The following is a 26096-nucleotide window of genomic DNA, read 5'->3' as shown; positions in this document are numbered from 1 at the left end:
GAAGATGGCTGGTATGCTTAAATTGAGAGATGCAAATGTACTGCTGATTAAAGAGTTCGCAAATAAAAATATCAGTATATCGAGTCTCTTACTCTCCCTAGGAATTCGTCAGCATAAAATAGTGCACTTGAACTCACCGACAGAAGCGCTTAATCGGAGTTTCCACCAGCAGTTTGATATCTTGATATGTGATCAGAGCTTTCGAAACGGCCAGGTAAAATCTCAGGACTTAATTTTTGAGCTAAAGAAGGCTAACGCCGTAGATGAGCGTTCTACTATTGTCATGGATTGTAAAAGAGGGTTTGTCCGCGATAGATCTTATTATTTGGCTGATGTCCACATTACTCCAGACGATAACCAACAAGATATCAGCGACCTCATCCGTAAGGTGTTCAAGAAAAAAAATAAAGTCTGGCCTTTATTACAAACCGAAAACCTAGATAGCCACAATGATATTGAAAAGCGCTATCAGTTTTTTGAACGTCACTATATCGACTATCAGCATGACTTGCGGCTCAATCGAGCAAATCATCATCTACTAAATCGAGAGCTCAAGCAGGCGTCTGAGCTCTATGGCGTTCTAATCAAAGAGGGTGGTAAACGCGACTCTTCTGTTGAAATTAGTTTATTTCTCAATACATTGGCTTTAAATGGCCAAACGGAAGAAGCGCTCGAACTGTACGAAAAGTTTGACTCAACTCGATTTCAACTAGGCCAACCTTTTGAGGAAATCGGTAGCCTATTGTTGCTAAAAAGTGGCCATGTCAAACAAGCTTATCAGCTGGCTGCTCGATCTGGTCTCCAGTGGGGACTAAGTCGAGTACAGCATCAAATACTGGCATTGTTCGCCATTGGTTTAGGAAAATATGAAGATGCGCTTGTCCACTTTTCTTCAGACCTAAATGCAGCAAAACAAATCAATCAAAATGTTGTTCATAGCACCCTGAATTATTTGTTTGCGTTACTTATGGTGTGGATGAGAAGTGAAGAAGGGCGAATATTATATGAAAAGAAGTTTGCTCAGGTTCTTAATGAAGTATCCCGTTTAAAAATGAATGAGAGTGAAACTCAGCATTTCACTCTCATTCAACTTCATGCTGATTTTCTTAAGGGGGAACGCCAAAATGCTGAAGCGTCGCTAGATGCTTTTGTACGTAAGTTGGACAAAGCCAACGATATGGGAAAAATTCACGCGTTGTTCCTGTCCACAGGCTTATCTGACCGAGAAAATCTAGCGCAAATCCTTAACCACATTAAACACAATGACAGCGTATTCATGTTTGATCCTCTGCCTTCATTATGTGCAGCATTAGTTAAACACATCGACTTTCAAGAGTTTGCTAAAGAAATGAAGCGTTTCCATAGAACAGAACTCTCAGAATCATGAGTAGATTTAAAAATAGAAATCGCTTGTTTTCTAAGCAAGTAGGCGAGTTGGTTTTTGCCGTGACGATCAAATTTGTTAATTAATAAATTCGATCGTATCGATCAATCTGTTCGATCGATAGAAGTTAACGATTGTTAGATAAAAAATATTTGCCGTAACGATACCTTTTGATCATCGACTCATATTCATTTAGGCGTATAATTCGCATTCCTTTGCCTATCGAATGCAAGTGCTTTATTTGGAAAGGCAATAATATATACCTAAGTCATTTTCGCTGAACTAAGCGTCTAGAAATTACTTGGGTATCAAGCTAAACGGATTTTAAGACATAAATTAAGGATATGGAGAACCAGCTGAATTAGGATAGTTGAAATGAGTAGAACCTTTAAAGTGGTATTGATGTTCTTGTTAATAATATTAACCGAACTGCTTGCTACAAAACTCAGCGCTATCAACAACCAAAATGAAACCGAAAAAGTGATTAACGCTATCAACAAAGAGATGAAAGTTATTTTTAATGATGCGTTGATTACCGCTGAGGTTGTGAGAGAAATGGTTATCCTTTCAGATGAAGATTCAATTTCTCAAGAAGCATTTAGTAAACTAAGCCGAACACTGCTCCTTACTTATCGAAATGTTGATGCGTTGCTTTACTTACCAAAAGGTATTGTCGCATTGGTATATCCTTATGAGTCACAAAAACTGGCCATTGGTCATAACGTTTTAAAAGACCAAAATAGAAAGGTTGGCGCTACTCAATCGATTGATTGTAAGAAAAATACAATTATTGGGCCGGTAAAACTTGTCCAAAATGGCAAACAAGCATTTATTCTACGTAAGGGAATTTCAAATGAAGCGGGGTTTATTGGATTCTCTTCATCTGTTATCTACTTAGAATCCATATTAGCTTCACTAGAAGAGATACTGAGCGCCAACCACATCAAGAACTACTCAGTAGTCGGATACGATCCTGATAGCTCAAATTATTACGATAAAGTGATCAGTTCAAAAGGACAGAACGATGGTAACGCTTATACGGGAATAGTGAATATCTTCAATACTAATTGGCAGCTCTCCATAACATCCAACGATACTGGTATCACGCCAAGGTTAGTTATCTTTTTGACATTGTTTTCGGTACTGCTTGTCATCACGACATCTGTTAAATACTTTAATAAGTATCGCCATTCAGAAAAGCAACGTAGTGATTTACAAAATGAAGCCCAAACAGATTACCTGACGGGGTTGCTTAACCGACGAGGACTTGAAAGTAAGTTCGAAGCATTAAAAGCAGAAAACCCTACTGGTGCAATTGCTGTTCTTGATATCGATTTCTTTAAGCGTATTAACGATTCCCATGGTCATGAGGTCGGAGATCAGGTACTGGTGCATTTTTCCAAATTATGTAGCGCTAACATAAGCTCTGATTATTCTTTGGCACGCACGGGAGGCGAGGAGTTTATACTTCTAATGCCACATGTTAACGAGGAGCAAGCAATACTGTGCTGTGAGAGAATTCGACAAGAAGTCGCGCAAACATCTGTAGTTATCCATGAGTTGAATATTGATATTACCGTGAGCATTGGTATTGCATGCTTTAGTGGTTTTGATACGATGAAAAATGCACTCGCTGATGCAGACCGCGCACTATATCAAGCAAAGAACCTAGGACGAGATCGAGTGCATTGTTTCCTAACTATCATATAAGTCTGAATCCATGCAGCGAAACAACTCTCACAGATATTAAGTTACAACCTTGTAAAAATAGAACCATTTAGGTTTAAATCGAGGTGAGAAACTATAGCGGATTGAAGGAGCAAGGTGATGCTATGGATTGTAACAAAGTACCTAACCACTGCCGCTATTGTGGTTCTGATTTCTGAAGTAGCAAAACGTAGTGATAGGTTAGGTGCTTTGGTTGCTGCCTTACCAACGGTGACTATTTTGGCTCTGGTATGGATGTATATTGAAGGCCAGGGGACAGAGAAACTGTCCAACCACGCGTTCTATACCTTTTGGTTTGTTGTACCAACTTTGCCAATGTTCCTGCTTTTCCCTTACCTACTCAGTAAGTACTCATTTTGGAGCACCTTGCTTATTAGCTGTGTCGTATCCGTGGTTTGTTTTGCGATTACTAACATGGTCGCTAAACAGTTTGGAATAAACCTTCTTTAAACGGTTATGGCTTTTGGCTTTGCAGCCACTTGCGAGGTGACATTCCCGAGACACTTTGAAAAGCGCGGGAGAAGCCAGAATAGCTGCTGTAACCGACTTCATCGGAAACCCAGTTGAGTGGCTTATTTTGCAGAAGCAAAGACTGAGCTACAGATATGCGCCATTTTTGAACGTAATCTCCAGGCGTCTCCCCAACCACTTGTTTAAAGGTCTCAATAAACTGTGTGCGCGACATTGCCGCGTTAGACGCCATCTCGCTTAGACTCAAATGGCGGACAGGTAGCTGATGAATGATAGTCATTACAGCTGCAAGTCGTGGATGGGCAAGAGCCGCAAATAGCCCGTGCTCTATTTGATGCTCCTCAATCAAATAGCGAAAGATTAACGCCATTAAGGCATCGCTCAATTTGTCCAGTAAATATTCTTGACCAACTGAGCTTTCACTCGCTTCTCGAGATAGCATCTCTAATACTGGTGTTAGATTAGGAGCTGCATGGAAAGGTATTACTATCGCGTCCGGCAAAGCGGATAACAATGGGTTTATCTGGCTACCTATATAATCCACATTGGCACAAACTAACTCGGTTTCTTCCGTACCTTCTATCCTGTGAGGAGTAGTATTTGGCAAATAAACAACGCAAGGTTGTGTAAGTCGCTTTGCATGTTCTCCTGCACACGTTAGGGTTAACTCTCCAGCGTTTAATACATGTAGATGACCTCGGTTCTGTTGTTCCGGTTTGAATGACGAGACACCGCATAAATGCCCAGAATAGAACACGCCTGTACGTATTGAGAAGTGCTCCATCAACTGTGATAACAAGTCCATTTTGGCTCCGAACGATTTGCGTACTTTTTTGGCCTTTAGTCCCTCTATAGACCGGATTAGTTAGCTAACTTATTCACACAAGGTAAACAAACATAGAAAGGAGCTTACTATGTCACGCATTAAATCAACGGGTCGAAAACTCTCTTTAATGGCCGCTTTAATCGGAAGCAGTTTTTCACTGATGGCCGCAGATGTGGGCATGAGCGTTGATGCTAATGATCTTGCAATCAAGGGATATGACCCAGTTGCGTACTTTACAGATAATGGCGCAGTGAAAGGTAAAGCTGAGTATTCAGCCACGTATAACAACGCAATCTATCACTTTGCCAACGCTGCAAACCGTGAACAGTTTAAATCAGACCCACAAGCCTATGCACCGCAATATGGTGGTTACTGTGCATTTGGCGTTGCAATGGGGAAGAAGTTTGAAACCGATCCAGAGGCATGGAAGATAGAAGGTGGCAAACTATACTTAAACTTGGATAAATCGGTACAGAAGCGCTGGCTAGAAGATACGCAGGCTTTATTCAAGACGCCAACAACAACTGGACAACGATCAAAGTTGTCGATGCAGATAAGCTGTAACTGACGTCGTTTTTACTCTTCTTCATGTACTCAAGGCGAACCAATTGGTTCGCCTTTGTGCGATGGGTCGAAGGAACTGAACGTTTATAAGTTGATATTTACCTAAGTTAGAAGCGATACATTTGTCACGAAAATTGATTTATTCCCAATCAAATTAGTTAGGTAGGTTTTTTATAAATGCAGATAGGATTACTGTTGTCGAATAATAATTTACATCAATAACAATCAGTTGGAACCTATCAGATATGAAAAACGATCTTCTTAAAAAACTTCAAGTGCTTGTCGTGATCGCATTGGCCTCTTTGACAGTAGGATGTTCATCTATGGATGCACATGCCAGAGGAGGTTACGGTAAACCATTTTCCGGTACAGCACTGTCCGTTGCTCGCCAACCATGCTTCTTGGATGGTTCAGCGGTGTCTTACGCTTTATATCCTATTTCATTTGTGGATATGCCATTGTCTTTGGTTACTGATGTTGTATTCCTACCTGCTGATTTAGTCATGTTATTTACCCCGACGACGAGCTACGGCAGTGTTTTGTCACAAGGTTGCCCGAGTGGAAGCATGATCTAAACGCTCTTTGATTTTAACTTCATACTCATCATAAACCTTTATCAATGCTTGAAATCACTTCTTGACCTTAAGTTAGCTTGAGGTCTTATTCTCGCAGCCTTGAACAGTCAAAACCAAAAATTGTTAAGCAACTATTCGGAAAAGGATATTTCTATGAATCTAAATCAAGTGTTGTTAACCGTTAAAGACATCAAGCTATCAATCGAGTTTTATCAAAAACTTGGGTTCAATTTGATCGTTGAAACAGAGAATTATGCGCGCTTTGAGTGCCTTGAAGGAGACGCCACTTTTTCACTGTATCTCGGTGCTCCAGAATCCAAAAACAACAGCGTCATCTATTTTGAACACGAAGAGCTTGATGCGTTAGTCGCAAGTTTAAAAAAGAAAGGCATCGAGTTTGTGCAAGATCCTACCGATAAAGATTACCTTTGGAGAGAAGCCATGCTTAACGATCCCTCAGGCAATGAAATTAAATTATATTGGGCGGGCGAAAACCGAAAGAGCCCACCTTGGCGATTAGATCAGTAATAGACTCATAGCCAGTCAGCGACTATTTCGTTCGTGAGGAACGTTTGTGTGCAGTTTATTGGCGATGATAGTCTTATCTGACCGGAAGAAGAGGAGTAGACGGTAGTCTAGTTAATGGATTGGCCGTGTTTATGGGATAGAACACCAGCCTCTTAACTTCCCAGAGAATAAAAGGAATTACCTATGTAAACTATTCGACAAGTTTGTATCGCAGATATAGACGCCGTAAAGCGATTACAGTTTCAGCTTAATTCATATCACCAAGAAAACCTCCCAAATGATTTTTTAGCTCCAGAAGAGATTGAGTTAAAAATTGATTTGCACAAAGTCATCAAGAGCGATCGTACGATATGCCTAGCTGCTGAAAATGAAGGGCGACTGGTTGGTTTTGTATATGGGGAGTTGTGGGAAAGGAAGTCATGGACGCTGAAGCAACGGAAAATAGCGAGCATCGAGCAGATTGTTGTTGATTCTGGCTCAAGAGGACAAGGCGTTGGGTTGAAGTTAATTGAAGAGTTTGAGCGCCGTGCGATTGCACAAGGTAGTGAAGAACTGTGGTTAGAAGTGTACTCGTTTAATGAATCTGCGCTGAGCTTATACAGTAAGGCGGGGATAGAGCCAAAGATCCAACTCGGTCAAAAATCGTTAGTGTAGAAATAGTGATATCAAAGTAAGCTCTTCAAAAAATAATGGCTAATGAGCACCGTTTCTATTGTGCATTTTGTTTAAGGTGTTGATGAAGTTCAACAAGTAGTTATACCAGAAGGATAGAAATCAATTGAATATTCCTGTGTTGTATATTTTTTCCGGTCTGCCAGCTTCAGGGAAGTCCACTCTCGCCAAGCTACTAGCACGCAAAATTGGAGCTATGTACCTACGTGTTGATACTGTAGAGCAAGGACTAAGGGATCTGTGCAACGTTAAAGTTGAAGGTGAAGGCTACCGATTAAGTTACCGAGTCATTCGCGACAATCTAGAGCTTGGCGTTAGCTGTATAGCGGACTCCTGTAATCCGATTGAGTTAACTCGCCAGGAGTGGCAGCAAGTAGCTGAGAGCGTTGATGCAAGATTTGTGAACATTGAAGTGTGTTGCTCAGATAGTGATGAGCATGAATATAGGGTCAATACCCGACCCTCGGAAGTGGCTAATTTAAGGCTGCCGGATTGGAATCAGGTAAGAAATCGCCACTATGAAGCATGGAAAGGTAACGTGATTCGCATCGATACATCTGGTCAACAGATTGAAACGTCTTTTTCAGAATTAGTAAATAAGTTGGGAATATGATAATTGGACCTCACCAGTGGTAATAGCTTCCTTTTCGAACTGAGAGTGAGGTCAGGTCTGATCATCTGAAAATCGATTGCTTCTTGTCTTTGAAGTAGAAAAACACGCTGATGATAAAAAACAAGAACGTGAAGTAATAGAAAAACGAAGAAAGCGAAGCGATGAAGTCTACGTGTTGTGCAATCTGTTCTTGCGTATAGTTTTGCGAGATCAACTTGTAGTAATACGCATAGAGAATACCAATTGAGCCGTAGCCTAGGTTAAACATCAAACCTTTAAAGCTCAGCACCGTCGCTCGGTTGTGAGATTCCGTTTTCTTGTTGAGATGGTAACTAATGAAAATGTTCATCGTCATAATGATGAAGATAAGAATCAATGCCGGAATGACACCATAAATGGACCATCCAAGACTAATCCAATAATACGTTGCCATACTAGCAAGGCCCATTATCGCAATGAATGTTATCGGCTCCATGCTTTCTGCTAAGCGACGACTCTGGCTGGCCAATAGAATCTGCAATACACTGATGCCTGCGCCAATAAAACCAAAGTAAATAATCGGAATATCAATCGCACGATAGTACTGACTGTTCATGGTTAAAAACATACGCGATGTATGTTCGAACAAACTGTAGTAGAGCAGAATGAACAATACGTAAGGCGTAGACAAGACCCATTTCGCCGTGTCGAGTGTCAGCTTCATACTTGCCATGGTAGAGGCCAACTTACTTTCACTGCTTGGCATGACTTTTTTGGCTTCTCTCATACCCAGCGCCGCGTAGATCGCAATCATTGCAACAAACAGGGTGGCATACACGGGGATTCTCATAATGTCTTGCGTGCTCTCAGGCTCTGCCAGCCCAAGGAAGTGATAAACGCTAGCCATAAAGTTTACGTCGTACATAGCCGCACCCACCAGAGTGACAACAATTCCAACGCTTGAAGAAAGACGAAGTTGAATTTGCAATACTCTTGGCCAAAGCTCTTCTTTGCCTTGTTCCTTCAATGTATCGTAAGCCAGTGCTTCGTCCGCGCCACTTGCTAGCGCCATCGCTAAGCCACTCAATACTCGGTTAATCAAAAATACAACGAAAACAAAAGTGGGATTCCCTGTCGGGACAAAGGCGATCATTGCGATTTCGATGAACATGACCAGCGATGACAACACCACTAGCCGTTTCCGACCGAGCGTATCGGCAAATGCACCTGATGGTACTTCGGCTAATACAATCGTGGCAGCCCAAACAACATTGAGCATGGCGAACTGAGACAGAGTCAACCCGTAATCCAGATAGAGCAGGGTGAATACAGGGTAATAGAAGCGCGCGAAATAGCTGCTTCGGAACATAAGGAAGCAGCGGACATTGCGGATTTTTAGTATTTCTTTTGACGTCATGAAACATTCAGCACTTTGAATAACATAATGTTATGTATAAACCTTTTTGTGATTAATAGGAAAGGTTTGTGCTTAAACGGTATCCGATAATGATGAATAGTCGCTATTCGCTTATTGGCGACTTAGTGCTTCACCAAGTGGTCGGAAATAAGCTTGTAGTGCATCATGGATAACGTGGCGATGCGCAATATCTGGGTAGAGGGTGATGGTGTCAGCCTTGGCAGTACCAGACACTAGATAAGCGTTTTCTATGCCAGAGCATGACTCTACAACGGCTTCAAAGGCTCTTGCCATCATCTCTGTTGGTTGAGAAAAATAACTTGAACCCATTGCCTTATCCGCTTTGACACTTCGAGTCACGTAGTCGTGCTTATCTTGACCATCCGCACTGAGCAAAGTCGCATCGAAAATCTTAAGCAAGCGCTCGTTTAATAGGTGAGGGAAGTGGTTAGCGTTACGTAGCCAGCAATCACTGGCAAAAATCGTTTTATGTTGAGGGCCAGAACGGTCACCAATATCAAAGGCCTTTTCGGCTATATAGTGATCGAACGCGTGCCAAAACTCATGAGCAAGTGCACCGGCTCCTGCATTTTTGGCTAATGCTAACTCGCGCTGATTTGGAGCATAGTGCGCTTGAACGCCTTTTCGTCCTCCGGTGCCAAAAGCAAGGTTCAAGTTACCTCTTAGCCCAATTGCTGAAGGCGGTAAGGCCAATATGTAGGCCAAGTCTGCCAAAGAATCGAATATTAAATTCGCAGCAAGATCCTTTTCTTCAGTGTTCACCCACTTACCAATACGAATACCACCGATGCCAAACGTCTCTTTGATATCGATGAACGACACTTGGTCGCCATGACGATAATCAGGGCCTTTACGCGTTTTGTATTTAAAACTGGTTAACTGCAAGACATGCCTCAGTGGTGGTACTAAAGGGGAACAAACTTATACTCAAAATATTGGATGAGAGATTATACTGCAATCACTGAAAGAATTAGAGTGTTACCTAAACACTACCATTTCTGTGTAAATATACCCGTATTAACAAGCATCAGCTACGTTAAAGCTATGTTCGAGCTTGAAAGTCCGATGGAGTGGCTGTTATCGGATCGCTCAGTTCTTCAAGTTCAAAAAAAATCGGAACTTATGGCTCGAAGAACGAAGCGATGAGTATTTTGGGTAGGCAGTTTGCTTTAAAGTTGGTTTTAGTCGCTAATCGATGCGGCTTGAAAGATAGGTAAAGTATGAAAATGATTAAGTTAGGTTTTATTGCAGCTGCCATGATGAATATCGGTGGCGTATTGGTATTCTCGCGACTTTTCACAAACTCCGTGATCAACGAGTTTGACCCTGTCGTGATGTCCAATTTTGGTTTGCTGATGATCGTCATATGGGGCTTGGCTTATCTTGGGGCTGCTGCGATTACATCCGGCATCAAGTGGTTAGCAGGTGCGTTCGCTATCGAGAAATTCGTTTATGTATTGGCTTGGTTGTTTTGGTTCAAAGATAACAGCCTTGGTGCCGTGTATGACAAAGACTTATTTGCGGGCATCTTTTACAGCATCTATGGATTGAATGACTTCGTATTCATGCTGTTCTTCGCGTGGGTATTTTATTCTCAAAGCAAAACATCGAAATAAGCTGCGCCAAAGAGCTTGCCTCAGATTTTTAGTGCTCTAACTTTACAACTTTGCAACAAGTTTATTTTATTATTCTGATCAATATATTAGAGTTAAAACACAACGGTGTACATGAGGTTTACGCCTTAAGTAGGCGTTATGCGACAGGAGTGTCGTTATAGAACATGTAAAAGGGACTATTACATGAGAAAAAACATACTGAGGTCTATTCTCGCGATCATTTGTATCGCTGTTATTTTGTATTTCATTACTCCGTCTTCGACCATATCTCAATATTTGATTAAAGCAGAGCGAAGCCTCGCACACCTTGAAGTGGAAAGAATAAAGGTGGGTGAATTAGAAATTGAGTACCTTCGTGGCGGTAGTGGAAAGCCGCTAGTTTTACTTCATGGCTTTGGCGCAGATAAAGATAACTGGAATCGAATAGCTCGCTATTTAATTGATGATTTTGATGTCATCGCGATTGACTTACCAGGCTTCGGAAATAGCACAAAGGACATAGAACTGAACTATGATGTTCAGTCGCAGATAGACAGGCTAAAGCTGGTAACAGAAGCTTTAGGGTTAACAAAGTTTCATCTCGCGGGTAATTCTATGGGTGGGTATATTGCAGGAAACTTTGCTGTCCAATACCCCGAGAGCGTCGAAAGTTTATGGCTCATCAGCCCCTTTGGAGTAGAAAGGGCACAAGCAAGTGAAATGTTTTTAGCAACAAAACAAGGCCAAAATCCAGTGGTTCTCGCTCGTACAGAAAACGAGTTCTTGGCGCTCTTCAGCTTTTTGTTTGTTGAGCCTCCCTTTGTTCCGTCACCAATTGTCAGTCATTTGGCCAACAAAGCCAAAGAGCATGCAGATATAAACACAAAGATATTTGAACAAATTCATCGGATGAAAGGTGGGGAGCCACACCCTGACTTACCCTTAGATAGCACATTAGAAAACTACACAGGTCGAGTGCTAATCTCTTGGGGGGGGACAAAGATAGGGTTTTGCATGCATCGGGTGCCATGGTTTTAAAGTCAGTCGCTCCTCATGCTAAATCAGTGGTTATGCCAAACGTGGGGCATTTGCCAATGGTTGAAGCTCCGTCAAAGACCGCTGATTCCTTTTTGCTCTTTGTTAAGTAGTGTTTGAGAGCACGAAGCCGCACTCACGAAAGCTTTTGAGCTCGTTAATTGCGTTATTGCCGCTCATGCTAACCAATTAGAATTCGATGGTTTCAAGTCTCCTTAATGCTGCGCTGATTGTCGCGGTCGCTAGGAACCTTGTATGGAAGTTGTTCCAGTCGTTTTAGAAAAGTAAATCCTCTAGTGGAACTAGTTTGACCGACGACACGTTTACATCCCCCGAAAATAACAGTGGCAATTGAAATCACAGCCCTTAGAATGCGCAGACTAAAAGTTTATAACTGATGTAGAGTGATTTTATGCTTCGTGATTACACATTCGATTGTCTTGTAACCATGCCTCGCCATGAACTGGAAGAGTTCAGTGCTCGCATGATCAGTAAAATGGTGCCAGAAGATGTGATGAACGAACTGTTTACCTTTGATCAAGAAGAAGTAGACAGTGAAGACCGCATGTTGTCAGCGCGCCTCGATGCGATGTTACGCATGACAGCAATCGCATTGAGCGAGATTCAGCAAGCTTTCGATGATTCAGATAACGCGAAACAAAACAGCGAACGTATGACGCGTCTTGTGCTTTGGCATTTCTACGCAATCTCATTTCGTTTGGAAGAAGCTATTACGCTTGAAACGCATTGTGAGCAAGTAGAAAAGCTACTTCAAAACACACCGACAGACGTATTTGCATGGGTTAAGACGCTAACAGAACTGCTACACACATACGCTGAGATTAACGCAAAAGAAGAATCTCAAGACTAAGTTTTAACTTCAGCGATCTATCGAGCAAGGCGAGCCATTGGGTTCGCCTTGTTTCATTTAAGGGGTGAGAACACTTTTGCACTTCTAGATTTAGCACAGCGTAGTTCACCAACTAGCGGGCTCGGCCATTCCTACTTACACTACAATAGAAGTACGTGTCTTCAACCAATTGAATGTGTCACTTCTAACAAACGAATGCCTTCGCGAGGGTAACTAATGGATCCATTAACGCAGGGACTACTGGGCGCTTCTTTGCCACAGGCGATAAGCAAAAAACAGCACTTGGTTGTTGCTGGAGTGCTCGGCATGCTGGCGGGTATGGCACCAGACTTAGACGTACTCATCCGCTCATCAAGCGATCCACTGCTGTTTTTGGAATACCACCGTCAGTTTACGCATTCTCTCTTATTTATTCCCATTGGTAGCTTCATTTGTGCCTTGCTTCTACATCAGATGATTGCAAAGAAGCGCGGGTTGTTATTTAAACAAACCTGGTTTTATTGTGTGCTAGGCTACGGTACTCATGCTTTGTTGGATGCTTGTACCACTTATGGCACCCAGCTGTTATGGCCATTATCTGAAGAGCGGTATGCGTGGAATACCATCTCCGTTATTGATCCTCTATTCACACTGCCTATCTTGAGCCTTCTATTTTTTACTGTATTGAAGCGAAACCCTTGGTATGCGCGCGCCGCATTTATATGGGTTTTAGCATACCTCGCGTTGGGGACGTACCAACGAAACAAAGCTGAAGCCATAGGGTGGGAGTTAGCGCAAGCTCGTCAACACTCTCCGATACGGCTGGAGGCAAAACCAACGTTCGCAAACATCCTAGTTTGGAAAGTGATTTATGAAACGGAGCAGGCTTATAATGTAGATGCGGTAAGGGTGGGTGGATATTCGAAAACCTACCAAGGCCAATCTATTGCAAAGTTGGACTTGAGCAAAGATTTCCCATGGCTCGACATGAAATCGCAACAGGCGAAGGACATTGAACGCTTTCGTTGGTTTTCAAACGGTTATATCGCCCAAGACCCCTACGATGAACTAAGGATCATCGATATCCGTTACTCAATCGTTCCAAATCAAATTAAGGCGTTATGGGGGATAACCCTATCCCCAACAGCAGAAGAAGAAACCCATGCTGATTACACCGCGCATCGCGACAGCAGTCCGGAATCAAGGCAAGTGTTTTTCAATATGCTAAAGGGCATTGATTGTACTACCTGTTAAAGGCGGGACAAGCAGTCGCTTTGAGGCATGTTTGTATCTCGGAAGTCGTTGGTTCACACTACTTGATTGGAAAAGAAGACTTGATTGGAGAAAATAAAGATACTAATCGTTGATGGAGTTGAACATGCAGAGTAAACCAGTCCCCATCCTCTATTCCTTACACAATTGCCCGTATGCTATTAGGGCTCGCTTTGCTTTGTTGAAAGCACATCAGAGAGTATTTCTTCGGTCAATAAAACTTGATAACAAACCGCCTGAGGTGTTGGATATGTCGCCAAAGGGGAGCGTTCCCGTGCTAGTTATACCAAAAGTGCAATGCGAGAATAGGGAGGCTCCAGAAGCTCCGCTTGTTCTTGATGAGAGCTTAGAGATTATGACTTGGGCGCTATCTGAGTATGATCCTGACAATTTACTACAAAGCGGCAATCCCAACGCACTGCCAGAAATTATCACAGTAATACAAGAGTTTGAGCGCTACTTCGTGCCAGCGCTCAATGCCTTTGGGTGTGCCAAACGTTATCATGAAGCCGATATAAAAGAACGGCGTAAAGTATGTGAAATTCAACTGGCGAAACTTGAAGAGCGCTTAACAGAACACCCATTTTTGTTCGCGGAACAAGAGAGTTTAGTCGACATCGCTTTGCTGCCATTTTTGCGTAAATATGCTCGCATTGATAAGCAATGGTTTCGCCATAGCCAATACACCAGATTAAGGGCTTGGTTGAACGGCTATCTTCATAGCGCTGAGTTTTCGAAGGTAATGAAAAACTACAACCTGTGGGTAGAAGAGAGAACAGATGAGTATTTTGGATGACTAGAGCTTGCATGAACCTTGGTCGTTTTAGTGATTTTAGTCTACTCCGCTCCGGTTTTATAAGTAAATATATTTCCATTCTAATTTAGTGCATAATTCATCAATTGAGTGTGAATGGAGGTGCTTATATGGATATTAGTTTAATTGGTATTTTTGCGACAGTAGCAATAGCGCACTTTTTAGCTTTGTTAAGTCCTGGCCCAGACTTTGTGTTAGTTGTAAAAAGTGCCATCAGAAACAATAGTAAAAACGCACTTGGTGTTGCTGCGGGAATAGCATTAGCTAATGCCGTTTATATTGCCTTATGTTTAGTCGGTGTTGGGTCTATCTTAGCCGCCTCAGTTCCTATTATGATTGCTCTAAAAATTATCGGAGGGTTGTTTCTGACCTACCTTGCTTTTCAAGCGCTTAAAGCGAGAAAATCTTCTTACGAACATTTGGAGGAAGAGGTAGATACCGAACCAACGCAGTCGAACTCATTTGTTTATGAACTCATCACCGGCTTTATGTCGGGCATACTGAATCCTAAAAATCTATTGTTTTACCTAAGCTTATTCACGGTTGTATTGACTAAAGAAGTGAGTTTCAGTTTTAAGCTAGGCCTTGGTATCTGGATGACATTGATAGTGTTTATTTGGGACGCTGCGATTATCTACTTACTATCAACTCATACCGTTAGGAGCCGATTCACTAAAGCGGCTTACTATATTGATAAGGTGACAGGGGCAATCTTGGGATTTATTGGTATCTCCATTGTAAAATCAGCCATAGTGCGTTGAAAATTAAGATAACGTCCTTAAAAATGACTTCCAGTAGATTGCACTTTTAGTTTGCATTGAGCATTCGTTGTTTTGACGCTATGTTTGTTGGTCAAACGAATCAGTTACAAGAAACTCTTTCTTAACTGGCGCAGTTTTTCATTTGGGAGGTGCATATGAGTTACAAGGAAAAATTAGAGCGTGCTGATGAGCAATTGAGGGCATCCGGGCTTTCTTGCAGTACAGATAAGAGTTTTTTTTATCGATTTTTACGAAAGCAAGGCTTTGAGCTTAAACCGGTATACTATGAATCGTTTTTCAAGAACGTAGCCGTAAAGTTTACCGAGTTCTTTATCATCTTTTTCCCAATGACGTATTTATTTAGCCTTGCTCAAGATGGAGTAATGCTCATTGATACGCTGATTAATGCCCTTGCTGTAAGCTCAGTGTTCGCCATCATTTTGAGTGTTTATTACCACAACATAGTGAAAAGAAGTTCGCTAAGCGACTGGAATGAACTATAACAATTGATCACATACGACACGCTATGTGCAGGGAAGAAACCGTTAGGAAGTAGGTGTAATTCATTGGATAAAATCACATTTTTCGCCAGGATGGAGCGACAAATCTTATCTGGAAAGAAGACCGCAACGATTCGTGATAAATCAGAGAGTCATTATGCCGTTGGGCAAATCGTTGAGGCGTTTACTCACGAAGACAACAGAAAGATCGGTAAGTTAGAAATACTCGGCGTTGAGTCGGTGGCGTTTGAGCAACTCAATAGACAGCATGCAAAAGCTGAAAGCCTACCGTTCGTTTTCATGCTGAAATGGATTTTACGTAAAATCTATCCAACTGAAAGTAATCTGTATTTTATCCAGTTTAAAGTTGTTGAGTGATGAGTCTAAATGCAAACTGCACTATAGCTGCATAATATCCTGTGGTTCTGACGACGTTGTGATTGCTCTATTCGTCATGTAGACGAGTGTTTGTATAGTGAATTCAATATGGAGGTTGAAGTGTTTATCAAAGAAGCATCTGAACTGTCAGGAGCGACTCAAAGGGCCATCAGACTCTATGAGTCATTGGGTTTACTCAACGTCGCTCGTTCAGGTAAGTATCGAGTGTATACCCAAACGAATATCAATTTGATAAAGCTGATCAAAGAAGCTCAGACACTAGGAATTCAGCTCTCTGAAATGGCGCACTTAAAGAGTGATCAGGAAGAGTTCGATTGGCAAATAGTGAGAGACTTTTTAATTGATAAGCAACGAGATGTGGAACTTCAGATCAAGCAGCTAGAAATTCAAAGAGACCGAATTCAGCAATATCGAGAGTCAATAAATGTTTGTCTTCAAGGGGTTGACTCTGACCTATAGGGAAGACCTTAAACTGTACTTTTCGTCAACATGGATGATTATATTTTGAAAAAAGTACTGGTTATAAACGCAAACCCAAAAACTGACAGCTTCTGTAAATCTCTAGCGGACAATTATGCTCTCACCGCCGCTTTTAAAAACGAAGTGAAGCAAGTAGACATCAGTGAAATGCACTTCGAAATCAGTTTAGATAATGGCTATGACAGCCGCACATCACTAGAGCCTGATTTGCTGCGCTTTCAAGAGCTCGTCCTCTGGGCTGAGCATATCGTCATCATTACTCCTGTTTGGTGGGGGACTGTGCCCGCTAAATTTAAAGGTATTGTAGATCGCGTATTCTTGCCGAACTTCGCTTTTAAATACACTGAAGGAAACATGTTTCCAGAAAAGTTACTATCAGGACGCAGTTCAGAGCTATTTATTACATTAGATACACCGCCATTATTGTACAAACTCTTCAAAGGCAATGTGATTTATAAACACCTTAAAAAGTCTATATTGGACTTTTCTGGTATCAAAAATCGCTCTGCAACCTATTTTGGTCCCGTCATGGGTTCAAACATTAATAAAAGAAATAATTGGCTTAATAAGGTTGCGAAGTCTGCAAGCAAGATAAAGTGAATTTATAACTTCACCACGAACCAATTAGTCCCCATCAAATGTGAAATATTAGCTTACTGACATTAGGCTGATAACGCGTTGACGAGCATACTGAAGAAGCGCATTCTTTTACGTTCACCTAGCACAAGGCGGGCTCCTGAGAAGGAGTAACACTTATCCGCCTGTTCTGGAAAATACATCTATATCAATGGCAGGGCGTATGAACAAAATAGTAATGTTAGTAATGGGGCTGCTTTTTACTAGCCGATTGTTTGCAAGCATTGTCCCACATGCTAGTCAACTTGAGCATGACGCACCTATTCTAATTCGCTCTGCACTTGTTGTTGGCGCCGCTGGTTTTCTCATCTGGAAAGTGTTCCAGTACGTTAAGAAAAGCAAATCGTCCGATTAATAGTACCGCTCACTCAAAGCAGTATTGCAGAGCCGTTCCTATTTCCCATAGTTTACAACGCACTTAAGCTTGGCTAAGTTTTTATAAGTGTCAGTAAGAATTGATTTATTAAAATTTAGCTGAGAAAAGCTTGGTTAAGGAACGGTATGGGACGCACCCCATTTTTTGATAACGCAAAGTTTATATTGGTCTTTCTTGTTGTGTTCGGACACCTGATTGAGCCCCTCATTGAAAATAGTCCAATAATTAAGAGCGTTTACCTCTCCATATATTCCTTCCATATGCCTGCCTTTGTCATCATTTCTGGGATGCTGTCTCGCAGTGATGGAAGCTCAGATGCAGTAGCGAAAGCCGTCCGTAATATACTGATTCCATTCATAGCTTTTACTATTGCTTATGAAGCGTTCAACTGTCTTACAACAGGGAGTATCAGTAACTACACAAAGAATGTTCAGCCATACTGGATGCTATGGTTTTTATATAGCTTGTTTTTATGGAAGTTAATGTTGCCTAGCATACTGAAGTTTAAATACCCAATTGCAATGACGTTACTTATTGCGGTAAGTGCCGGTTACATTGAATTGATAGGGTATGATTTGGGCATATCACGAACACTTTACTTTCTTCCCTTTTTTGTCATAGGACATAAGATCACTCCTGATACTTTTATGAGCGTTAGGAGCAAGTATCGTGGTCGCTCGCTCAAAGCTGCCATGGTTGGGGTTGTGGTACTAAATGTTGCTTTATTTTCTTATCACAATGGCATGCCGCACCAATGGTTATACGGTAGCTTTTCCTACTCACGTCTTGGCATCGGTGACATTTCGGCTGGACTAATCAGGCTTGGTCTGATGCTTATCTCACTGCTTACGGCTTTTGCTGTGTTATTACTGATTCCTGTTGGAAGTAACAAAATCTTGTCGCAGGGGAAAAATTCTTTATATGTATACGCTTGGCATGGATTCTTTATAAAAGCCTTTATAATTCTTGGCGTACCAATGCTACTGACTAGCTATTCAGTCTTAACTTGCTTGTTTTTTCTATTTGTTTTTTCGGTGATATTGACCTTAACGCTGTCACAGGAGTTCATTGCCAATAAAACCAAGCAGTTGGTATTAAATCCGCTACATCACATTCTACAGAGCCGAAAAATATCGTAAGACGATAACCTTTACCTTACTGTGATGCGTTAATTAGAGGCTGCTTTAATCGAATCACTACCAAACTTGCCATTGAAATTGACTGGGTGCTAATTAACTAAATAGTTAATTAAGTTGTTGATTTATTGTTGCATTTTGATTGCAGCTGCGGCAGTGTAACGGCCTAGCTCTTTCATAGTCAGTTAGTTTAAATCATTAACAAGGATGTGTAGTGAAAAATAGAAAATGGATATTTGCGGCTATCTTACTCATCGGTGGGCCTTCACTATTACCATTTAGTTTAGAGGTAATCTCTTTAATCGAGTTATTTAGTGTTTTGGGTTTATGGACAATTTATTCATCCTACGCTGAATATTTGCTGAGTCATCCTCGGTTGAAAAGAGTCCTTCGTTTCGCAACCAGTTGGGATGTTCAGCCTCAAATGCTGTTTCTTCCTCGTGAAATTAAAAGCTGTCCGAAGTTGATTGTTCATATGCTGCCTATCCAAAGCACAATGGTATGGACAGCAAATATAATGTTCTGGGGTGGCTTAGCATGGTGCTATTTAATTTAGGCTCACCCCCTTAGCATTACTCTAAGTGGTGGAGGGAAAATGGATTATTTTCAGTACTATGGGATCGATTGGATTGCGATGGTGCTTACGTTTCTTGCCATATGGCAAATAGGAAATAAGAATAAAATTGGTTTCGTACTCATGATGTGTGGCAATACAAGCTGGGTAGCGGTGGGTTATCTCACCGGAAGTGTGGCAATGATAATCGCAAATATCATTTTCTTCTCTATGAACCTACGTGCCATCATCAAGTGGTCTAAGCCAGAGCAAAAAACTAACGGCGTTGAGGTGTAGTCGTTTACCAAAACGACACCGAGGTAGAGTTAAAAAATAGCGCTTTTGAAGGATGTAATGTGAATAAAGAAGTAAGAGTTGGTGTCGCGACCATTATCCTTCGTGACGGAAAAATATTGCTTGGTGAGAGAATTGGTTCTCATGGTGCAAACACTTGGGCGACCCCAGGCGGACACCTTGAACTAGGTGAGAGCATTGAAGAGTGTGCTAAGCGTGAGGCTTTCGAAGAAACGGGCTTAGTCGTCGATTCGATTGAAAAACTGACCTTTACCAATGACATTTTTGAGAAAGAGGGCAAGCACTACGTGACGTTATTTGTCTTAGCATCGTGCGATAGCGGTGAGCCTCAAGTGACCGAGCCAGATAAATGTAAGCAGTGGCAATGGTGTGAGCTAAACAACTTACCAGAGCCATTATTCCTGCCACTAAGTAACTTGTTTAAAGAGAACCGTAATCTCCACGAAATTTTCTAGCTTATACCAAGCCCGCCTTATTCAGCGGGCTAAAATAACTGTTACTCGAAATGTTTAAACTGTAACGCCACTAACCGTTGAGACAACTCACAGCTTTGCATTAATGACTGATGGTTGCCGATATCAATCAGCTCGCCGCCGTCCAGTACTGAAATCTTATCTGCATGTTGAATCGCCGGCAGGCGGTGCTTTTCCAGAGATGTATGAGAGTCTAAAAACTAAGAATTAGTCAAATGAAGATGCCGTTAGAGTTGCTCAGCGTTGATAGTGCTGAATGCAGTATATAGCATTAGCTCAAATAAAACTGATTGCCTATGGGGGGGGATGCGTATGGTTAGGAGCCCCTCATCGCTAGTACTCATTATTTTCCTGTTATCATTTGCATTTGAAGCCGATGGATTGGAGATAGAAATGTATAAAAAGGAAACTGTCGAGCTATTTCCAGCTGTACGCGGACAGCTCACTTACAATGGCAAACCGTTGGTTGGTATTAAGCTGAAAAGAAGCTACGAGTTTATCGATATCACGGATGGTGAGATACACGACTATACAACAACCGACAGTGAAGGGCGCTTTAGCTTTCCGGAACTAACTATGCAATCGCGTCATGCCAATAACCCGTTGAGAACCAATGTGATTTGGCAAGGCATCCGCGTTGATGATCAGCAAGTCAATACTCAAAAGGATGAAATTTACCTTTGGGACGCAAATTCCCGTGGTGTAACACACAACTCTTACTTTTCTGAAATGCTGTCGGAATTAAATTGTGACCTAGCTAACGACGGAGAAATCGTTGACATCTACAACTCTGACTTTCCAAGTGGGGTAGTTAATTATACGGTCGTAAGCGTCTCCAGATGGCCTGTTCGCTCAGAAATAGAGAAAAAGAAAGCTGCTGATATTGAAGCGTTTGGTGAACTTCAGGATCTAGAGAAATACGGTAATATTAATGGACTAATTTAAGGGATTTAAATGGGAACTCTTCCTCCTAAGCTAGCCTCGGAACTAGCTTTCTTCGCATATTCTATACGAGAACAACAGCGTAATGTTCCCCCCCCGCCTTCTATTCGTAGGTATTTTAAAAGTAAAGATAATCTGGCTAGCAAAACTGGAGGCTACCTGTTCAATAAAGAGACGGGATTTGCAGCGTTAGGTTATGGTGATGGTCCATATGATGGTGATGCTATTATCGCGATTCGCGGAACTAAAATGACATCTGGTCATGATTGGGGGACTAATTTGCAAATTGGTTCGAAGGGGAGTGCCAATGGACAAACTGTTCATGCTGGCTTTCAGCGTACATTTTCACTGTTACGCCCACAATTAAAAAAGTTTTTAGATGAATGGCGAAAAAATTCAAAGACAGGAACAGTGCATTGCATTGGACATAGTCTAGGCGGAGCTTTGGCTACGTTAACTGCCGACTGGGTCGCAACTAGCTCTTATAGCAACAACGTGAAACTGTATACGTTTGGTGCACCTAGGGTAGGCTTGTCAGGTTTTGCTAGTGCGAATACGAACAGAATCAACGATATTTATCGTTGTACGCATGGAGCGGATGTTGTACCAAAAGTGCCACTTTGGCCATTTTTTCATTCGCCGTATAAAGGTTTAGAGTTTCGCCTCGACGGTGGGCAAGGTATTTGCGCTAGCGCTCATGGCATGGATCCTGACCAAGGAGCTGTTCCAGGTTATCTTGTAACAGCACAAGGTGAAGATTGGCAGGAGTTACAAATGGCTGCTAGTGATTTTCTTCTCCCTGTGCGGTTGGATTACAATAAACGCAATCTGGCTAATTATAGTAATTATTGGACTGACCGTTTAAGTGCTGCTTTAGTCACCCTACTTAAGGACACTGGTTACTATTCACTTATAGCCGCTCAAGGAGCGATTAGCGCAGGTGCGACACTGTACGACTTTATTGCGCAAACGTTGGTAAAAATAGCCGAAGCAGGAAAAACTGCTGCATCCCAAGTTAAAGGTCTACTGGGTCATATGTTGGTATTTGCCGGTGCGGCTAGCTCTGTTGTTATAGATTTGACTTATAAAACAATTAGAGAGATTTTCAATAAGATGCTTAGACGTTTATATCGAGGCGTAAATGAGGCAATTAAGCGTTTCAATGATTGAGCGGTAACGTATTAATAGAAACGTTTGAGAACGTGCTCTTACGACAGCATACTTACTTCGTGTTCGAAGATAGAAGATGTAAAGCTCGGGGAAGTAGCAGGAGGCGGTCCTCAACAGAATGTTCGAAGTGTTCTATTCCTTCAGCTTCTTGATTGCCGCAGGATTATATGTGTTAGCGTCTTCGCGTATTTGGTATCGTTGAGAACTCTCTCTCCGTTGCTGAGTGGTTTATCGGTGCAATTAGTAAGAAGTCTCCTTTACTCGAAATGTTTAAACTGTAACGCTACTAACCGCTGATACAACTCACAGCTTTGCATTAATGACTGATGGTTGCCGATATCAATCAACTCGCCGCCGTCTAGTACGGCAATCTTATTTGCATGTTGAATCGTCGACAGGCGGTGCGCGATGATCAACGTGGTGCGGTCTTTCATCAATGCCTCAAGCGCTTGCTGAACATGGTGTTCACTCTCACTGTCTAGTGCGCTGGTGGCTTCATCCAGTAAAAGGATTTTAGGGTCTTTCAGAATCGCACGGGCAATCGCTATTCGCTGTTTTTGGCCGCCTGATAATCTCACGCCGCGCTCACCCAAAAAGCTGCGGTAACCTTCCGGTAGCTTCTCAATAAACTCATGGGCATGGGCTTTCTTCGCCGCTTCTATTACTTGTTCGTCGGTTGCGTCTGGGTTGCCGTAGCGTATGTTATGAAACACATCATGACTAAACAAAGCAGGCTGCTGCGGTACTAATGCCATTTGACGGCGCAGATCATTTGGATCGAACTGTCGAATGTCTTCACCCCCAAACAATACTTGCCCCTGTTGCGGGTCATAAAAGCGTTGCAGTAGTTCAAACAGTGTCGTTTTACCTGCACCAGAAGGGCCGACTAGCGCCAGCACTTTGCCTCGCTCCGCAGTCAGTTTTAAGTCTTTGACCGCGGGTTGATCTGGACGAGAAGGGTAGTTGAAGTTCACCGACTCAAAGGTCACTTCTGCGGGCATATCCTCGGTGATTGGAAGGTGATTGTTTGGCGCGCTGATATCACTTTCGACTTGCAGAATCTCAATCAACCTCTCTGTTGCACCAGCTGCTCTTTGCAGTTCGCCCATCACTTCAGAAATGGTCGCCGTAGACGACGCAACCATGATGGCATAGAACACGAACGCGGCTAGATCACCGGCAGACATCTTACCGTGGATAACATCACTGCCGCCTACCCAAAGCATGCCAGCAATGGCGCTGAATACAATCACAATCACGCCAGAGATCAGAATCGCACGTTGTTTTACTCGTTGCCTGCCGACCTCGTAAGCTTTTTCTACTTCAATTGCAAAAGCGGCTCTCTCATGTTGTTCTGAGCTAAAGCTTTGTACCGTTTTGATATGCTCGATCGCTTCACCTGCATAGCTGCCTACATCTGCCATCGTGTCTTGGCTTTTGCGAGATAGGGCGCGGACACGTCTTCCGTAAACCAGAATCGGAACCAATACAAATGGCACCGAAGCCAGCACAATTAGCGTGAGTTTAAAGTTGGTCGCGAACAACATAATGATCGCGCCAATACACATTAGCGCGCTGCGCATTGCCATAGAAAATGACGAGCCAATAATGCTCTGCAGCAACGTGGTATCCGTGGTGAGGCGAGACATAATATCGCCGCTGCTATTGGTTTCAAAATAGCTAGGATGCAGCGTAATCACATGGTTAAACACCGCAAGACGAATATCTGCGCTGACGCGTTCGCCTACCGAAGAAACCAGGTAGAAACGGAAGAAAGTCCCAACCGCAATACATAGCGTGACACCAACAATAAACTGAATCGCATAGGTGAGCTCTTGGAGAGATTGCTGAGCAAACCCTTGGTCAATAAGGATGCGAACGCCATAGCCAACGGACAACGTCAAACTGGCTGTTGCAATCAGTGCCACCAAGGCAGCAGCAACGCGCCATTTATAAGGGGACACGAAGGTGTTGAGTTTAAGAAGAATACTGAGGTTTTTATTATTTTTACGGCTCATGAGTGACTCACAAAGCGTTATAGGTAATTGGCATAGTAAGCGACTTTAGAGGGTGAGACCAGTAATGCGTCGCCTTGAGCTAATGGTTTTACTTTACGTGGATGGATTGGGTTTTGTGTAAGCGAGCCTATTAAGAAAGCTATTAAAGGAAGTGAGTTAGTCGAATTGGCTAACTCACTTTTGATCGTGGTTTGTTATCGTAGAGCCTAAATCGTCAACTTAATCAACATAAGCCACAGAGCTAGGCTCTTTATAAATGCAGTCAACTTTTGTCACACTGCCGCTCGAGTCTTGATATTGAGCATAGACGGTCCATAGGCCGTTGATTCGGGCCCCCATAACCGTAACGCGAGTATTTTCACCGTAAGTTGTACTGTCCGTGCCAGATCCTCTGCCAAAAGAAACTTGAAACTCCTTCTGGACAGCACGTTGTACTTCCATGCCGTTAAAGTCTCCCTTTGGTTGTACATGCAAGAACTCAAGTCCGCCACCTTTTGCTTTACGGATTGCAAACGTACAACCGGTCAATTGAGTGGTTACCAGGTAGTCTGCAGCATCATAGTGCGTGACTTTAGAAATGGAGTCGGGTTTAAGTTGTTCAAAAGGAGAGACAGGGATATGAATACATTGAAGTGCTTTCGCGTTTTTAGTTAACGATTTTGGGCCAAGGCGGAAACGCATCTCCTTCATCCTAACCCCTCGGTTTATCCCAAAGGCGGTATCGCCATGGCTATACAAGTAAAACCTCATAGCACCTTTGGATTGACCCGCGCTCGTAATGGACAGTGGGAAACGAAGTAAAAATTCCTCTAAATCACGGTCTAAAACCTGAACAGCCTGATCTAACGTTTGTGGCATAACACAGTCCTTTGTTGTTATTTATAGAATGCGTGAAACCTTATCGATTCCAGTTAATAAGCATATATGAACATATTGAATCCATCGAAGTTTCTTGTTCTTTCATCGGAGGAACATGAGATTGCTCGAAACTAAACGGTAGATTTTGTATCCATCATTGGATCTTGCATTTAGAGTTTCTAGAGGTGGTAGTGTTTACCTATAACGCAACGTGAGGTAAAAGGAGTGATGTTCTGATTGCTTTTTAAGCACTTACTAACAGGTGTGACTTAAAGTTATCAATATGAGAGCTTACTAACACGCTGTTAGTCCCACTTAATGTATTCTTAATTGAAGCGAAGAAGAGGATATATCAATGTCAAAAAGCTCCAAGCTTCACAATGAAGACAAACTGGTTAAGAAAGCATTAGAGATTGGTGGGAAGATGGCAAAGATGCAAGGCTTTGATCTCCCTCAGTCACCACAACCTTTAAGAGTAAAAGTGATTTACCTATTCTTGGTCGATGCCAAACAGATCACGCCACTACCGGAAAGCAAGCTAGATGGTGCGAGCATCAAACACCGACTGGCAGTATGGATACACAGTGCGTTGCCAGACGACGACCCTCTAAAATAAGCATCATCTTGTAGTCGCAACTTTCACTAATTTACAGTTATAGATAGTTAATAAGGCGAGCCAAATGGTTCGCCTTTTACTTTTTGGTGTTAGTAGCCGTTGGGATTGTCGATCACATAAACCCAACCTCCATCCACATAATGCATCACCTCTAACGCTGTTCCTTGGATGTTTTTACCTTGCAACGCGTTCAATATTTCCCAATCAGAGCGTACCATGGCAACGTCCCCGTTAATGTGGATAGAAACGCTTTTGGTTAGCATGTCGACATCGCCTTTCATATAACCTTTCAATACCTGCTTAATTGCTTCTCTGCCCTTGGCTTGATTACCTTCTTTATCTACAACAAACACGGCGTCTGGATGAAAAAGTGTACCTAGTCCTTCCAGATCTTTATTCGCGAAATACTGTCCAAATAACGAATGTAACTCAGAGGGTGTTTGTGGTTTTGAATACAGAATCTCGGCATGTAAGCCAAGGGAGAGAAAATAGATAAACAGTAAAACGTAACGCATAACT

31 protein-coding genes and 1 pseudogene are annotated in these 26096 nt (G+C 42.3%); 26 read left to right on the top strand and 6 right to left on the bottom strand.

Going from position 1 to position 26096, the window contains the following annotated elements; genetic code table 11:
- Nucleotides 1–4: 4 nt before the first annotated feature.
- The 3 genes from B853_RS23540 (at nucleotide 5) to B853_RS23530 (ending at nucleotide 3562) form a co-directional block, all read left to right on the top strand.
- Nucleotides 5–1387, top strand: coding sequence for a hypothetical protein (locus B853_RS23540; protein WP_038883933.1), 1383 nt, complete (start codon nucleotides 5–7; stop codon nucleotides 1385–1387).
- Between the two features lie 372 nt (nucleotides 1388–1759).
- A complete protein-coding gene (locus tag B853_RS23535) occupies nucleotides 1760–3094 on the top strand; it encodes a sensor domain-containing diguanylate cyclase (protein ID WP_038883935.1) in 1335 nt (444 codons plus the stop codon).
- Nucleotides 3095–3211: 117 nt separating this feature from the next.
- Nucleotides 3212–3562, top strand: coding sequence for a DUF3147 family protein (locus tag B853_RS23530; protein WP_038883936.1), 351 nt, complete (start codon nucleotides 3212–3214; stop codon nucleotides 3560–3562).
- Between the two features lie 4 nt (nucleotides 3563–3566).
- Here the strand turns inward: B853_RS23530 and B853_RS23525 are convergent, their stop codons facing one another.
- Nucleotides 3567–4388 carry an AraC family transcriptional regulator gene (locus B853_RS23525; protein ID WP_038883937.1) on the bottom strand — a complete coding sequence of 274 codons (822 nt, stop codon included), beginning with the start codon at nucleotides 4386–4388 and terminating at the stop codon, nucleotides 3567–3569.
- Between the two features lie 109 nt (nucleotides 4389–4497).
- Between B853_RS23525 and B853_RS23520 the strand changes: the two are divergent.
- The 5 genes and pseudogenes from B853_RS23520 to B853_RS23500 all read left to right on the top strand — a co-directional run bounded on the left by B853_RS23520 (nucleotide 4498) and on the right by B853_RS23500 (nucleotide 7361).
- A pseudogene (locus tag B853_RS23520) lies at nucleotides 4498–4973 on the top strand (YHS domain-containing (seleno)protein).
- Between the two features lie 245 nt (nucleotides 4974–5218).
- Entirely contained in the window at nucleotides 5219–5548 is a 330-nt protein-coding gene (locus tag B853_RS23515) for a YceK/YidQ family lipoprotein (RefSeq protein ID WP_038883941.1), read from the top strand.
- Between the two features lie 153 nt (nucleotides 5549–5701).
- Nucleotides 5702–6076 carry a VOC family protein gene (locus B853_RS23510; RefSeq protein WP_038883943.1) on the top strand — a complete coding sequence of 125 codons (375 nt, stop codon included), beginning with the start codon at nucleotides 5702–5704 and terminating at the stop codon, nucleotides 6074–6076.
- 192 nt (nucleotides 6077–6268) lie between these two features.
- Nucleotides 6269–6730, top strand: coding sequence for a GNAT family N-acetyltransferase (locus tag B853_RS23505; RefSeq protein WP_307718077.1), 462 nt, complete (start codon nucleotides 6269–6271; stop codon nucleotides 6728–6730).
- Nucleotides 6731–6854: 124 nt separating this feature from the next.
- Complete coding sequence (locus B853_RS23500; protein ID WP_038883944.1) at nucleotides 6855–7361, top strand: P-loop nucleotide/nucleoside kinase family protein; 507 nt, start codon at nucleotides 6855–6857, stop codon at nucleotides 7359–7361.
- Nucleotides 7362–7422: 61 nt separating this feature from the next.
- Here the strand turns inward: B853_RS23500 and B853_RS23495 are convergent, their stop codons facing one another.
- Together B853_RS23495 and B853_RS23490 are read right to left on the bottom strand one after the other, a co-directional pair.
- Nucleotides 7423–8757: an MFS transporter gene (locus tag B853_RS23495; RefSeq protein WP_038883945.1), complete on the bottom strand. Its 1335-nt coding sequence runs from the start codon at nucleotides 8755–8757 to the stop codon at nucleotides 7423–7425.
- Between the two features lie 111 nt (nucleotides 8758–8868).
- Nucleotides 8869–9663, bottom strand: a complete 795-nt coding sequence (locus B853_RS23490; RefSeq protein ID WP_038883947.1) for a CLCA_X family protein — start codon at nucleotides 9661–9663, stop codon at nucleotides 8869–8871.
- Nucleotides 9664–9998: 335 nt separating this feature from the next.
- Between B853_RS23490 and B853_RS23485 the strand changes: the two genes are divergently transcribed.
- From B853_RS23485 to B853_RS23405, 17 genes are all read left to right on the top strand, one after another.
- Nucleotides 9999–10394, top strand: a complete 396-nt coding sequence (locus B853_RS23485; protein WP_038883948.1) for a hypothetical protein — start codon at nucleotides 9999–10001, stop codon at nucleotides 10392–10394.
- A gap of 183 nt (nucleotides 10395–10577) precedes the next feature.
- Nucleotides 10578–11411 (top strand): alpha/beta fold hydrolase, encoded by an 834-nt coding sequence (locus B853_RS23480; RefSeq protein WP_211285390.1) that lies wholly within the window; start codon nucleotides 10578–10580, stop codon nucleotides 11409–11411.
- A 409-nt stretch (nucleotides 11412–11820) separates the two neighbouring features.
- A complete protein-coding gene (locus B853_RS23475) occupies nucleotides 11821–12279 on the top strand; it encodes a hypothetical protein (protein ID WP_038883951.1) in 459 nt (152 codons plus the stop codon).
- 216 nt (nucleotides 12280–12495) lie between these two features.
- Nucleotides 12496–13512: a metal-dependent hydrolase gene (locus B853_RS23470; protein WP_038883953.1), complete on the top strand. Its 1017-nt coding sequence runs from the start codon at nucleotides 12496–12498 to the stop codon at nucleotides 13510–13512.
- A 124-nt stretch (nucleotides 13513–13636) separates the two neighbouring features.
- The gene (locus B853_RS23465; protein ID WP_038883956.1) at nucleotides 13637–14326 is read left to right on the top strand and encodes a glutathione S-transferase; all 690 of its coding nucleotides are present in this window, start codon (nucleotides 13637–13639) and stop codon (nucleotides 14324–14326) included.
- 128 nt (nucleotides 14327–14454) lie between these two features.
- Nucleotides 14455–15105, top strand: coding sequence for a LysE family translocator (locus B853_RS23460; RefSeq protein WP_038883958.1), 651 nt, complete (start codon nucleotides 14455–14457; stop codon nucleotides 15103–15105).
- Between the two features lie 155 nt (nucleotides 15106–15260).
- Nucleotides 15261–15608, top strand: coding sequence for a DUF6404 family protein (locus B853_RS23455; protein WP_038883959.1), 348 nt, complete (start codon nucleotides 15261–15263; stop codon nucleotides 15606–15608).
- Nucleotides 15609–15671: 63 nt separating this feature from the next.
- Nucleotides 15672–15983, top strand: coding sequence for a N(4)-acetylcytidine aminohydrolase (yqfB, locus tag B853_RS23450; protein ID WP_227741897.1), 312 nt, complete (start codon nucleotides 15672–15674; stop codon nucleotides 15981–15983).
- A gap of 120 nt (nucleotides 15984–16103) precedes the next feature.
- A complete protein-coding gene (locus B853_RS23445) occupies nucleotides 16104–16463 on the top strand; it encodes a MerR family transcriptional regulator (RefSeq protein WP_227741898.1) in 360 nt (119 codons plus the stop codon).
- Between the two features lie 45 nt (nucleotides 16464–16508).
- On the top strand, nucleotides 16509–17084 hold the full coding sequence (locus B853_RS23440) for an NAD(P)H-dependent oxidoreductase (RefSeq protein WP_050568941.1): 576 nt from the start codon (nucleotides 16509–16511) through the stop codon (nucleotides 17082–17084).
- 199 nt (nucleotides 17085–17283) lie between these two features.
- Entirely contained in the window at nucleotides 17284–17475 is a 192-nt protein-coding gene (locus tag B853_RS23435; protein WP_038883968.1) for a hypothetical protein, read from the top strand.
- Nucleotides 17476–17621: 146 nt separating this feature from the next.
- Nucleotides 17622–18635, top strand: a complete 1014-nt coding sequence (locus B853_RS23430; RefSeq protein ID WP_038883969.1) for an acyltransferase family protein — start codon at nucleotides 17622–17624, stop codon at nucleotides 18633–18635.
- A gap of 211 nt (nucleotides 18636–18846) precedes the next feature.
- Complete coding sequence (locus B853_RS23425) at nucleotides 18847–19188, top strand: hypothetical protein (protein ID WP_038883970.1); 342 nt, start codon at nucleotides 18847–18849, stop codon at nucleotides 19186–19188.
- 39 nt (nucleotides 19189–19227) lie between these two features.
- Nucleotides 19228–19482, top strand: coding sequence for a nicotinamide mononucleotide transporter (locus B853_RS23420; RefSeq protein ID WP_038883972.1), 255 nt, complete (start codon nucleotides 19228–19230; stop codon nucleotides 19480–19482).
- 59 nt (nucleotides 19483–19541) lie between these two features.
- Nucleotides 19542–19955, top strand: coding sequence for a nucleotide triphosphate diphosphatase NUDT15 (locus tag B853_RS23415; RefSeq protein ID WP_038883974.1), 414 nt, complete (start codon nucleotides 19542–19544; stop codon nucleotides 19953–19955).
- A 411-nt stretch (nucleotides 19956–20366) separates the two neighbouring features.
- On the top strand, nucleotides 20367–20918 hold the full coding sequence (locus B853_RS23410) for a DUF6795 domain-containing protein (RefSeq protein ID WP_038883976.1): 552 nt from the start codon (nucleotides 20367–20369) through the stop codon (nucleotides 20916–20918).
- 9 nt (nucleotides 20919–20927) lie between these two features.
- Entirely contained in the window at nucleotides 20928–22085 is a 1158-nt protein-coding gene (locus tag B853_RS23405) for a lipase family protein (protein ID WP_128827027.1), read from the top strand.
- A 257-nt stretch (nucleotides 22086–22342) separates the two neighbouring features.
- On the opposite strand, the gene B853_RS23400 is transcribed toward B853_RS23405, so the two are convergent.
- Nucleotides 22343–24103: an ABC transporter ATP-binding protein/permease gene (locus B853_RS23400; protein WP_038883978.1), complete on the bottom strand. Its 1761-nt coding sequence runs from the start codon at nucleotides 24101–24103 to the stop codon at nucleotides 22343–22345.
- 219 nt (nucleotides 24104–24322) lie between these two features.
- The gene (locus tag B853_RS23395; RefSeq protein WP_038883979.1) at nucleotides 24323–24961 is read right to left on the bottom strand and encodes a hypothetical protein; all 639 of its coding nucleotides are present in this window, start codon (nucleotides 24959–24961) and stop codon (nucleotides 24323–24325) included.
- 355 nt (nucleotides 24962–25316) lie between these two features.
- On the opposite strand from B853_RS23395, the gene B853_RS23390 reads away from it, so the two are divergent.
- Nucleotides 25317–25577: a DUF5062 family protein gene (locus tag B853_RS23390; protein WP_038883981.1), complete on the top strand. Its 261-nt coding sequence runs from the start codon at nucleotides 25317–25319 to the stop codon at nucleotides 25575–25577.
- Between the two features lie 89 nt (nucleotides 25578–25666).
- Here the strand turns inward: B853_RS23390 and B853_RS23385 are convergent, their stop codons facing one another.
- Nucleotides 25667–26092 (bottom strand): YybH family protein, encoded by a 426-nt coding sequence (locus tag B853_RS23385; RefSeq protein ID WP_038883982.1) that lies wholly within the window; start codon nucleotides 26090–26092, stop codon nucleotides 25667–25669.
- Nucleotides 26093–26096 lie beyond the last annotated feature (4 nt).

It is taken from the genome of Vibrio rotiferianus CAIM 577 = LMG 21460 (assembly GCF_002741985.1).
Lineage (GTDB): Bacteria > Pseudomonadota > Gammaproteobacteria > Enterobacterales > Vibrionaceae > Vibrio > Vibrio rotiferianus.
This window is presented reverse-complemented; position numbering and strand designations above follow the sequence as displayed.